Origin of the sequence: Shewanella marisflavi (genome assembly GCF_002215585.1) — a bacterium.
Lineage (GTDB): Bacteria > Pseudomonadota > Gammaproteobacteria > Enterobacterales > Shewanellaceae > Shewanella > Shewanella marisflavi.
Genome location: NZ_CP022272.1, coordinates 1,967,295 through 1,978,845, shown reverse-complemented (window position 1 = coordinate 1,978,845; position 11,551 = coordinate 1,967,295). Strand labels below are relative to the sequence as shown.

Genomic DNA, 11,551 nt, shown 5'->3' with positions numbered 1-11,551 from the left:
ATGGCGACCCAGACACTCGATACCCTGACACTGCCTCTGAAGGAGGTCCGCCTGATTGAGGCCAGCGCCGGTACGGGGAAGACCTATACCATCGCCGGGCTCTATGTACGTTTATTATTGGGCGATAGCCAACGAGCGCCCCTGAGCTGCGAGCAGATCTTGGTGGTGACCTTTACCAACGCCGCCACCCAGGAACTCAGGGATCGCATACGCAAGAAGATCCAACTGGCCTACCGTGCGTTTCTCGGCATGGAGGTGGATGATCCACTGATCAACACACTCTATCGAGACGCCGAGCCCGAGGCGCGTAGTCAGGCACTCAAACGACTGGATCTGGCGCTAAAATCCCTGGATGAAGCCGCCATCTTTACTATCCATGGTTTCTGTCAGCGGATCCTGGCCGATATGGCCTTTGAATCGTCATTGTTGTTTGAATCTGAATTTACCTTAGATGACAGCGAGTACCTGCACCATGCGGTGCGTGATTTCTGGCGTGAAGCCTGCTATCCCCTGCCAAGCTATCTGGCGCAGATCATCGCCAACAAGTTTGGCGATCCCGACGGACTGACCAAACAGCTCAGGCCATTGCTGGGTGCCAACCAGGCCAGCGTTAAAGCGCCGCCAAGTGCCTTCGGTCAGGTGGCCGAGAGCTTGAGTCAAAGTCTTGCTCGGCTGCGCCTTATTTGGCCAAGAGAGCGTGACGCCACATTGGCGTTACTTAAGGCCTTGCCGCTCAATGGCACCCGCTTTGGTAAGAAAGACCAGGGTTACCCTAAGCTCGAGGCGATGTTTACCCAAATGGATAACTGGGCGGCTCAGCCCCTGAGCCTGCCAGACTCTAAGTTACTCGGCAACCTGGCGCTAGACGGATTAAAACTGAATAAGGGCGGCGAGATCCCATCGGCTCAGGAGGCACCACTACTTGACCACATCGCAAGGCTCAGTGAACGGGTCGAGGATCTGGTGCCCAGTTTTCTCTATGGCGCCAGAGACGGTATTCAGGCAAGGTTTGCCGCCCAGAAACAGCGTAAAAATCTGCGCACCCCAGACGATCTGCTGATCGCCTTGGCCGATGCCTTAAGTGAGCCGCGGGATCCGGAGCAGCTGCTAGCACAGGCGATTGCCAAGCGTTTCCCGATTGCGCTTATAGACGAGTTTCAAGATACCGACCCTCTCCAATATCAGATTTTTAGTCGCATCTATCAGGGTAAGCAGCCAGACAATAGCGAACTAGGCCTGTTAATGATTGGCGATCCCAAGCAGGCGATCTACGCCTTTCGCGGCGCCGATATTCACACCTATATTCATGCCCGGGGACAGACGCCTCACCATTACAGCCTGGACACCAACTACCGCTCAAGCAGCAATATGATAGCGGCGGTCAATCAGCTGTTTTCCCGGCATCAAGATCCCTTTATCAGCCAGGCGATCCCCTTTGAGATCATCAAGCCCTCTCCCATGGCCGCAGACAAACGCCTGATTGAAGCCGCCCCTCAAAGTGCGGCCTTGCGGCTAAAGCTGTTGAGCGAACATCCAGAGAGCGGACTCAATAAGGCCACGGCTCGCAGTCAACTTGCCGCAGATGCGGCCAATGAGATCGCCAGGCTGTTAAATGAGGCCCAGCGCGGTGAGTGTCTCAAGCAAGATAAGCCCCTTAAAGCAAAAGATATTGCTGTTCTGGTGCGCGATCGCAACGAAGCGGCCTATATCAAATCGGCCTTGAGTGAGCGGGGCATAGGCGCAGTGTTCCTCAGCCGTGATAGCGTATTTGATACCCTAGAGGCCAAAGAGCTTGCTTTGGTACTCTTGGCCGTGGCGAATCCCAAGGATGAGCGAGCGCTGCGCAGCGCCATGGCGACTCGTCTGCTGGGCTATGATGCCCAGGCGATCCATGCCTTTAACCAAGATGAGGATACGCGCCAGCAACTGCTGGAAGCCTTCGACAACCTGCATCACACCTGGCTTAAGCGCGGCGTCATGCCCTGCTTGATGGCGCTCGCCGCCGATACTCGCCTAATAGAGCGCCTACTGGCGGATCAAGATGGACAGCGGCGCCTAACTGACTTCAGGCACCTTGGTGAACTGCTACAGCAGAAAGCCAGCGAGCTCGATGGCATCAGCGCCCTGCTCAACTGGTATCAGCAGACACTTATTGAGATCAACAGCACCGAAGAGGCGCAGTTGAGACTGGAGAGTGAACAGAATCTGGTTCAGATAGTCACTATCCATAAGAGCAAGGGGCTCGAATATCCGGTATGTTTTCTGCCTTTCATCAGCCTGGCGCGCGACAACCGCCGCCGGCCAGCGCCTATGCTCTACCACGAGCAGGAGGAGCTTATCTGGGATATCACCCAGAGCGATGAGGGCTGGGAAAAATATAAGGCGGAAAATCTCGCCGAAGATCTACGCCTTCTTTATGTGGCGCTCACGCGTCCAGTGCTGGCCTGTTACCTCTACATCGCTAACCATTCGCGTTTCACTAAGCGCGACGGGATCACCAGCCAGCTGTGTGAAACTGCCGTAGGTTACCTGCTCGGCATAGAAAACAAAGCCTGTGAGTTTGCCGATATTCAAGCGGCAGCTACCAATTTGGCAAGTGACGCGATATCCGTGTGTTCGGTGGACACAGAGCAAGCCTTGCTAAGTTTTATCCCCAGCCAGAAGACGCAGGCCGGCCCGTTGATGGCGAGAACCTTGACTCGACCCAGCGAGATCCCCTGGCGAGTCGGCAGCTACTCAGGCCTGGTAAAACATGCCGCTCATGAGCAAGTGCATCCCGGCATGGGGGATGAAGCCTTTCCCGAGCTTGAGCAGATCAGCACCGATGAGCCAGGCGAGTTAACGCGCTTCAACTTCGAGCGCGGCGCCAATGCCGGTAGTTTTCTGCACTGGGTACTGGAGCAGATAGATTTCACCCAGGCTGAAGCCGACCTTGGCACAGAGCTGCCTAAGGCGATAGAGCGCTATGGCATCGATGAGCAGTATCTGCCGGTGCTCGAGCACTGGTATCTCGATCTGCTCGGCGCGCCGCTGGATAATGAGGGGCTTTGCCTTGCCAAGCTTGCTCCACAGCAAAAACTGGTCGAGATGGAATTTTACATGCCCATAGGTGAGTTACAGGCCCAGGCCTTAAACTCATTGCTCAAGCAATATGGTTATAGCGCTGCGCTCAATTTTGACACGCTACAAGGCATGCTTAAGGGCTTTATCGACTTGACCTTTGAATATCAAGGCCGCTTCTTTATCGCCGACTACAAATCTAACCACTTAGGGGATCACTTGCTTGCCTATGATCAAGTCGCCATGCAAAGGGCTATCGCCGCGCATCACTATGATCTGCAGTACATCATCTATAGCCTGGCGCTACACCGCTACCTGAAGCTGCGTTTGCCAGAATATCAATACGATCGCGATGTTGGCGGCTGTTACTATTTCTTCCTGCGAGGGATGTCGACGCAATCGCCGGGCAGTGGCGTGTTTTACGATAAGCCGCCGCTAGCGCTTATCCAGGCGCTTGACACCCTGCTCAGCGGCGCGGCCCACACGACGCTTGCCGACACAGCCACAGCGCCAATGCAAACGGAGTTAGATCTATGATCCAGCTATCTCAACCTCTTGAGCAGCTGCTTAAAGCGTGGCAACAACAGGGACTGCTCACACCGCTCGACCGCCATTTTGCACTTGAGATGCGGGCTCTGCATCAAGACAGTGACGATCTCTTTACCCTTATCTGCGCCCTGCTGAGTCGCCAATTGTCCCAGCAGCACACCTGTCTGCCTCTGTCGCAGATAGACAGAGACAATCCGTTGCATGAACAGACAGCGCAATGCCGCCTGCACTTGTCTTCGAAAGAGTTGGCTGAGGCTCTTGCGCGGTATCAAGCTATAGGTCTTGCCAGTGATGAGCAGGATAAGCCTTTGATCTTAGATGGCGATCGCCTCTATCTGCAGCGCTACTTTACCTTTGAGATCCAAGTCGCCGAGCGGCTAAAGGCGCTAAGTCAGGCCATTGAGGTGGATAATCCCGAGCAGGTTACCGCGATTCTCAATATCCTATTTCAAGGACAGGCTCAACAGCCCGATTGGCAGAAGATAGCCACTGCCACCGCCTTTAGCCAGAAACTTGCGGTGATCACCGGCGGCCCCGGTACCGGCAAAACCACCACAGTCACCAAACTCCTGTTGCTGCTCTGCCTGAGTCAGCGCCTCACCATCAAACTGGTGGCACCAACGGGTAAAGCTGCCGCGCGTTTAAGTGAATCGATAAAGGCCTCTAAAGCAAGGTTGGCCCAGGAGTTAGCCCCCTATGGTGAGCAACTGGATCTGGCTCAGCTCACTCAGGTGCCGGAAGAAGCCTCGACACTACACAGATTGCTGGGGGTGATCCCAGGCTCGCACCAGTTTAGACATCATAAGGAAAACCCGCTGCGGCTGGATCTCTTGATCCTCGATGAAGCCTCCATGGTGGATCTGCCTATGATGCACAAACTGCTCGATGCCCTGCCTCCACACGCCAGATTGATCCTGCTAGGCGATCAAGACCAGTTAGCCTCGGTCGAAGCGGGCGCCGTGCTGGCCGATATCTGCGCCGGACTCAAACAGATCAATGGCCAAGCCAGCGCCTGGCGCATGCGATACTCGCGCACTAAGGCCCAGCTACTCAGCCAACTTAGCGGCGAGGATCTCAGCGATTATATCGATGAAGAGCCCGCCCTTGGCGACAGCCTGGCCATGCTGCAGCACAGCCACAGATTCAAAGGTGATGCAGGTATAGGCCAGCTTGCAGGCGCCGTCAATCGCCAGGATCTTCAGGGCGTACTCAAGGTGTGGCAGGCGGGCTATCAGGAGTTAAGCTGGCTGGAGCATCAGGTATCACCACAGGGTAATGCCGGTCTCAAGGCGCTGATGCAGCAAAGTGTTACGCTGTACGGTCAGTATCTCACTCTGCTCAATCGACTAAGTGCTGAGACAACAGAAGATGACGGTCAGGCCGTTGAGATCATCACCCGCTTTAACGATTACCGTATCCTGTGCGCCATGCGCGCTAGCGAGTATGGTGTCGACGGCATCAATGGCGCTGTCACCCAGGCCCTTGCCGATGCAGGCCTTATTCATCCCCAAAGCGAATTTTATGCCGGCCGGCCCGTTATCATTCAGAGCAACGACTATAACCTGGGATTATTTAATGGTGACATTGGGGTGATCCTACCCGATGCCAGACAACCAGGGCGGCTGATGGCACACTTTGTTCAGGCCGACGGCAGTCTGCTGAAGGTGTTGCCCGCCCGGCTCCCAAGCCATGAAACCTGCTACGCCATGACGGTACATAAGAGTCAGGGCAGTGAGTTTCAGCAGGTAGCCTTTGTGCTGCCGCCCAAACCCAGTGTTGCTCAGCGCCAGCTACTCACCAAGGAGTTGGTCTATACCGCCATCACCCGCGCCAAAGGTCATTTCACCTGTCTTGGCACTCAAGTGGTGTTTGAGCAAGCGTGCCGCCAGGCAACTTTAAGGGCATCAGGGCTAGCGAAGAGGTTATGGCAGGCATGAGCCAAACCCTGTCTAACCTGCTCAATCAACAAACAAGTTCACAGCCCAGGGCGTTAGTCCTGGGAAACGGCATCAACCGTTATCGCGCCAAACACCAAGACGCCGATACCTCAAATCAACCTAAAAGCAACGCTTGGGACGAGATGCTAGTAAGCCTGTGGCGTGCCCACCAGGGCGATGAGGTGGCGCGTGTCCCCAAAGGGATCGCGCTAACCGAGTTTTATGATGCGCTGGATCTCATCAGCAAACGCACAAGCAAACATCTGCAAAAGGAGTTCTGCGATCTGATGGCAAGCTGGCAACCTCAGCGCCAACACCAGCAGATAGTCGCGTGGGCAAAAGCCAAGGAGACGCCGCTGTTGACCACCAACTTTGAAGACACCCTTGCCCGCTCCCACCACCTTAAGCTGCATCATCAGAGCGCTAAGGGCTTTACCGATTTCTATCCCTGGAGCAGCTATTTTGCCCATGAGCCAATAGACTCACCCACAAAGCAATTTGCCATTTGGCATATCAACGGCATGCAAAGATATGCCCGTAGTGTCCGCCTGGGGCTAAGCCATTACATGGGGTCGGTCGACCGGGCCCGGGATATTTTGCACCAAGGGCATCTCGGTGGCGGCTTTAAAAAGACGCTGCAGGATAACTGGCGCGGCAATACCACCTGGCTCAACATACTGCTGCATAATGAGTTAATCTTTATCGGTTTGGGACTAGAGAGCGATGAGATCTTTCTACGTTGGCTGCTCATTGAGCGCGCCAAGCTGTATAAAGCCTATCCCGAGCGGCGGTGTAACGCCTATTTTGTCTATGCTGGTGAGCCTATCTCTCAAGGTCAGCAGTTGTTTCTTGAGGCTGTCGGTGTGACTGTGCTGCAGCAGGCGGATTATGACGCCCTCTACGAGGCGCCATGGCACATTCTTTAAGGTGGCGAAAGCCCTGATTTCGGCCATAAAATGCCCGGTCAGACATTAAGCTTTCTTTAAGGAGCATCCAAGGCTTGCATAAAAAAATCAGCGCGTCATAGTGAGCATGGAAAACGATACTGAGTCGAATACGGAGACCCGATGAATCCGATTAATCTTTTGCTTTTATGTGGCGGTGGCGGCGACGAACACGCGATCTCACTGCTATCGGCAGACTACTTCGAGACCTCTCTGGCAAAACTGTCTCATCTTAATGTGCTGCGCGTCGAACTCGATGACAAGGGACAATACCAGACCAAGTCCGGCCAGCGCTGTGAACTCACTAACCGCCGTGAGATCCGCTTTGAAGATGAGAGCCAAGCCCCCTGGCCCGTCGACTATGTGATCCCCTGCATTCATGGTTATCCCGGTGAGACGGGCGATATTCAATCATACTTCGAGCTGATCAATCTGCCCTATTTCGGCTGTGACGCCGAAGGATCACGCAACTGCTTCAACAAGATCACCGCCAAGATGTGGTTTAGCGCGCTGGGGATCCCTAACACCCCTTACCTCTTTCTGAATCAACTGGATGAGCAAGCAATTGCCCAAACCACTGATGCCCTGGCTAAGTGGGGCTCTGTCTTTATTAAGGCGGCCTCCCAAGGCTCCTCTGTGGGCTGTTATCGGGTCGATGATGCAGAGCAAATTGCCAGCACCCTGGCCGATGCCTTTCGTTATTCGCCCTATGTCGTGGTCGAAAAAACCATTCAGGCCCGTGAGCTGGAAGTGGCCGTCTATCAATATCGCGGCGAGACCGTTGCCACACTGCCAGGCGAGGTGATCTGCGCCGGCGGCACCTTCTATACCTATGAAGAGAAGTACGCCACCGACAGCAAAGCCACCACTCGGGTAGTTGCCGAGGTAAGTGATGAGATAGCCCAGCAGATCCGCGCCTACGCGGTGAAGGTATTCGATGGTATGAAGCTCAGACACCTATCACGTATCGACTTCTTCCTCACCCCAGAAGGCGAGATATTACTCAATGAGATCAACACCTTCCCAGGCCTAACTCCCATCTCCATGTTCCCCAAGATGTTAGCCAATCACGGTGATGATTTTAGCGAATACTTAAACGAGGCGATTTCGACCGGACTCGGTCGATAAGACCCGAAAAAAGAAAGAGTTAGTCATTAAAAAAGGGAGCCTTAGCTCCCTTCTTTATGTGCGATGATGACTTGGCTTATTAGGCGTCTAATAGTCTCGAACTTGAGATCTCAATCTTACGCGGCTTAAGCGCCTCTGGGATCTCGCGCTGCAGGTCGATATTGAGCAAACCATTTTCGAGATCCGCGCCAATCACGGTCACATAGTCGGCCAACTGGAAGGTGCGCTCGAAACCGCGCTCGGCAATGCCCTGGTACAGGTATTTGCGCTCGCCCTCCTGCTCGGCCTTGGTGCCTTTGACCACCAGCTTGTCGCCTTCGCTGGTAATGTCTAATTCTTCCATCGCAAAGCCGGCTACCGCCATGGTAATACGATAGCGATTCTCGCTCAGCAACTCGATGTTGTATGGGGGATAACCGGAATTACCCTTGTTCGATGCAGCATGCTCGGCAAGCTGGGCTAAACGATCGAATCCAATGGCACTACGGTATAAAGGGGTTAAATCATAATTACGCATAAGTATATCCTTGTATTAAGCAATATAGTGGTTTGTGGCCAACCATGAATCTCTTGATTCTGTCGCGCCGTAAGTAACCTCCCCCGGCAGCCCTAAGGCACTGCCATTAACGGATGAAACTCACATCCTGGGGTCAGTCAGGAACCTCATCGAGCGTCCCATACTCACTATATGTGGACAGGTGATTTTGTTTTCAAGTAAGAAATTTAAAAAAGTTTGTCGCGCGAAATAACATGACGAGTTGAACTAGGCTAATGGATTAAATAAATAGCCTTGTAAAGCAGGCAAGATGAATAAATCAGATGGGAGACAAAGCACAATAAATAACTCCTAGCCAAACAAATCATAGGCATAAAAAAAAGGCAGCCCTGAGGCTGCCCCTTTATGTGTCTTAACCCTGCTTATTGTGCAGTGATCTGACAACCTTCAACACTTTCAGAGTTTTCGTAAACGATATCGCCTACTGGGTTGAAGTCGGCTGCGACGATAGTGCCTGCATCCTTAAAGAAGGTATACAGTACTTCGGCATCAACATAACCGGTTTGAACTGGGTTTAGCTTAGGATAGCCATCACCGCCTGCTGCGTTATAGCTAGGCACTGTCATAGTGTAAGAGCCCGTTGCGCTGTACTCTTTACCGTTAACCTCACTGATAGCCACTGTCTTAGCCGCACAGTCAACTGTCATCTTAACGCCTGTGATCTGAGCGTAAGCACCCGCGCCAATCTGTAAGCTAGCCACTTCACCTAGGTAAGCGCTGAGCTCTTCACCTGTCATAGTGCTTAGGGTCACCATGTTACCGAAAGGCTGTACTGTCAGTACGTCACGGTAAGAGATATCACCCGCTTCAATTGATGCACGTACACCACCTGAGTTCATCACGCCCACATCGGCGGCAACCTTAGTACGCTGTGCATCGGCGATTAGACGACCCAGGTTAGTCTGCATGAAACGAACGTTTGCACGCTCACCATCGAGCAAACCATCGGTCGAAGCAATCACTTCATCCAGTTGGCCTTGACCACGCTCCTGATAGTAAGAAAGCATCTCTTTCAGCGCCGCATCTGGCTCAATGGCTTCACCTACCAGTACTTTAATCTCGTTACCTTGATCATCTTTTACTTTCTTCACAAGGTTAACAGGTACCAGCTTGTAGTTAGCCAGGTGCAGTTCACCGTTGAAGTATTCAAAATCGGCACGGCCAACATACTTACCCCACTCGTGAGCCTGCATGATGTAGGTACCGTTTTGCTGATCAGGAGCACACTCATCACCTGGTGTAAAGTCAGCATATTCGCTGCCTTCCATACAAACTGGGTTTTGAGAGTGACCACCGATCACCGCCTGAAGCTGGCCTTGCTCAAGCGCCTTAGCCAGAGCCACATCGCCAGGGGCATTGCTGCCGTGTTCGCCGTTGGCATAGTGACCCATATGAGTGGTTGCGAAGATTAGATCAGCAGCCTTAGCGTCTTTGATCTCTTTGATCACTTTCGCGATCTCTTCTTTTGGATCCGTGAATGTAAGACCTGAGATAAATTCTGGGTTACCCAGCTTAGCCGTGTCTTCTGTGGTTAAACCGATAACGGCAATCTTTACGCCATTAACGTCGAATACTTTATAAGGCTCAAAATAGCGAGTGCCATCTTCTTTGTAGATGTTAGCAGCGAGCATTGGGAAGTTAGCGATAGAACGCTGTGAATCCAGTACCGCCAGTGGGTTATCGAATTCGTGGTTACCAACTGCCATGGCGTCATAACCGATGTCGTTCATGCCGAGGAAATCTGGCAATGCGTCTTGCAGATCTGACTCAGGCACACCAGTGTTAATATCACCACCAGAAAGTAGCAGTGTTTCGCCGCCGTTGGCTTCTACTTCGGCGCGGATCTGATCGATCAACGTCTTACGTGCTGCCATACCATATTCACCGTCTCTGTTTTCCCAGAAACGACCGTGGTTATCATTGGTATGCAGTACGGTAAATTTAGTGCAGGCACTACCGGCTTCAGCACATGTTGTTGGCGCCTTGTCGTCATCGCTGCTATTACAACCAGCAAGTGCTGCTAATACAGCCGTCGCGACTAATCCTTTTAAAAGCTTATTTGTCATTACATCAACCCCTAGATTATCTTTTTTATTAACCATCATATTTTTTGATAGCGAACGTCATAATCTCGCCGCGAAATATAATATCAAACAATATCTAGGGATTGTGGCATTTTTATGAACAAACATAGGGTATATGTTTATTTTAAAAGCATTTTACACCGCTTATTGTTTCGCATTTAGAACAGCATAGATATTAACTACAGACTTCTGTCACTCATTAAAACGCACACAATAAAGTATTTATTATCTATTTTATTAACTTGCCATTAAATTAAAAAAAGTCGCCATACTCCCGCAATAAGAACAAGCCAGACCGAATCTAGATCACAAAACCACTAAAAACCTCACACTAGATCAACGTTACCTAAAGCAGATAAAGATAATACAGACAGTTTTGGTCACTTTTGCGACCAAAAATCGCTAAATGACGCCCAAATGTTAACCCAGCGTTACACGGGAATGGGTTAAAAAGTCAGCCTCAACTCTGACGTGATATAGCTCACATTAAAAAGGCGCCATAGGCGCCTACTAGGTTTGAACTACTGAGACTATTCAGCCAAACGCGCCGTAAGCCACTGACCAATATCCTGTAATTGATTCGGCAGTACACTATGACCCATAGCGTAGGTCTGCCACTGACTCTGATAACCCGTCTTTGAAATCAACTCAAAGGCCGCACGCCCGGCAGCCACAGGCACCACCTCATCTTGCTCACCATGTTGGTGTAACAGCGGTGTCTGGCGATTAGCTTCACTTAAGTTGTCCGGCATGGCATTACCTGTGGGCAGATAGCAGGAAAGCGCCATGATCCCGGCCAGGCGCTGCGGATACCTCAGGCCGGTAAACAGGCTCATCACCCCGCCCTGGCTAAAACCAGCAAGCACAATCTTATCGGCAGGAATGCCGGTTGCAATCTGCTCATCAATCAAGGCGGCAATCGAGGCTTCAGAGGTTAGTACACCCAGCATATCGGCGCGGTTGTCCATATCCATCCCCTTGATGTCATACCAAGCAGGCATCACATAGCCTTGATTGATCGTGACAGGCATGCTGGGGGCATGGGGAAAGATAAAGCGCACACCGAGTTCATCAGGCAGGCCGAGCAAAGGCACTACCGGCGCAAAGCCCGCGCCAGAATCGCCGAGGCCATGTAACCAGATAACGCAAGCACGGCATTGCTCTTGAGGTTCGATAGTGATCCGCTCTAACGGCTGTTGAGACATAGGGTTTCCTTTATTGGTCACTCAAAATTGTCGCCGATCATAACAGGAAGCCTCTGACCACCCAACTATTCGATAAAGTCGAAGATAA

At 52.1% G+C, this 11,551-nt stretch carries 7 protein-coding genes; 4 read left to right on the top strand and 3 right to left on the bottom strand.

Features of this window, described 5'->3' with window-relative positions; translation table 11 throughout:
• The 4 genes from recB (at window position 1) to CFF01_RS08590 (ending at window position 7,618) form a co-directional block, all read left to right on the top strand.
• Window positions 1–3,597 carry an exodeoxyribonuclease V subunit beta gene (recB, locus tag CFF01_RS08605; protein ID WP_088904529.1) on the top strand — a complete coding sequence of 1,199 codons (3,597 nt, stop codon included), beginning with the start codon at window positions 1–3 and terminating at the stop codon, window positions 3,595–3,597.
• Entirely contained in the window at window positions 3,594–5,546 is a 1,953-nt protein-coding gene (recD, locus tag CFF01_RS08600; protein WP_088904528.1) for an exodeoxyribonuclease V subunit alpha, read from the top strand. Before recB ends, recD begins: the two co-directional genes overlap by 4 nt.
• Window positions 5,534–6,472, top strand: coding sequence for a hypothetical protein (locus CFF01_RS08595; protein WP_232479532.1), 939 nt, complete (start codon window positions 5,534–5,536; stop codon window positions 6,470–6,472). The genes recD and CFF01_RS08595 overlap by 13 nt, the downstream gene beginning before the upstream one ends.
• 141 nt (window positions 6,473–6,613) lie before the next feature.
• Window positions 6,614–7,618, top strand: coding sequence for a D-alanine--D-alanine ligase (locus CFF01_RS08590; RefSeq protein ID WP_088904527.1), 1,005 nt, complete (start codon window positions 6,614–6,616; stop codon window positions 7,616–7,618).
• A 79-nt stretch (window positions 7,619–7,697) separates the two neighbouring features.
• Here the strand turns inward: CFF01_RS08590 and CFF01_RS08585 are convergent, their stop codons facing one another.
• The 3 genes from CFF01_RS08585 to CFF01_RS08575 all read right to left on the bottom strand — a co-directional run bounded on the left by CFF01_RS08585 (window position 7,698) and on the right by CFF01_RS08575 (window position 11,463).
• Window positions 7,698–8,135 (bottom strand): Hsp20 family protein, encoded by a 438-nt coding sequence (locus CFF01_RS08585; protein ID WP_033538055.1) that lies wholly within the window; start codon window positions 8,133–8,135, stop codon window positions 7,698–7,700.
• Between the two features lie 401 nt (window positions 8,136–8,536).
• Complete coding sequence (gene ushA / locus CFF01_RS08580; RefSeq protein ID WP_088905914.1) at window positions 8,537–10,240, bottom strand: bifunctional UDP-sugar hydrolase/5'-nucleotidase UshA; 1,704 nt, start codon at window positions 10,238–10,240, stop codon at window positions 8,537–8,539.
• Between the two features lie 548 nt (window positions 10,241–10,788).
• Entirely contained in the window at window positions 10,789–11,463 is a 675-nt protein-coding gene (locus CFF01_RS08575) for an alpha/beta hydrolase (protein WP_088904526.1), read from the bottom strand.
• Window positions 11,464–11,551: the final 88 nt, after the last annotated feature.

What these genes read in the sequence shown, in the direction of transcription:
- recB (WP_088904529.1), top strand. Translation starts at nt 1, where the DNA reads ATGGCGACCCAGACACTCGATACCCTGACACTGCCTCTGAAGGAGGTC.
- recD (WP_088904528.1), top strand. Translation starts at nt 3,594, where the DNA reads ATGATCCAGCTATCTCAACCTCTTGAGCAGCTGCTTAAAGCGTGGCAA.
- CFF01_RS08595 (WP_232479532.1), top strand. Translation starts at nt 5,534, where the DNA reads ATGGCAGGCATGAGCCAAACCCTGTCTAACCTGCTCAATCAACAAACA.
- CFF01_RS08590 (WP_088904527.1), top strand. Translation starts at nt 6,614, where the DNA reads ATGAATCCGATTAATCTTTTGCTTTTATGTGGCGGTGGCGGCGACGAA.
- CFF01_RS08585 (WP_033538055.1), bottom strand. Translation starts at nt 8,135, where the DNA reads ATGCGTAATTATGATTTAACCCCTTTATACCGTAGTGCCATTGGATTC.
- ushA (WP_088905914.1), bottom strand. Translation starts at nt 10,240, where the DNA reads ATGACAAATAAGCTTTTAAAAGGATTAGTCGCGACGGCTGTATTAGCA.
- CFF01_RS08575 (WP_088904526.1), bottom strand. Translation starts at nt 11,463, where the DNA reads ATGTCTCAACAGCCGTTAGAGCGGATCACTATCGAACCTCAAGAGCAA.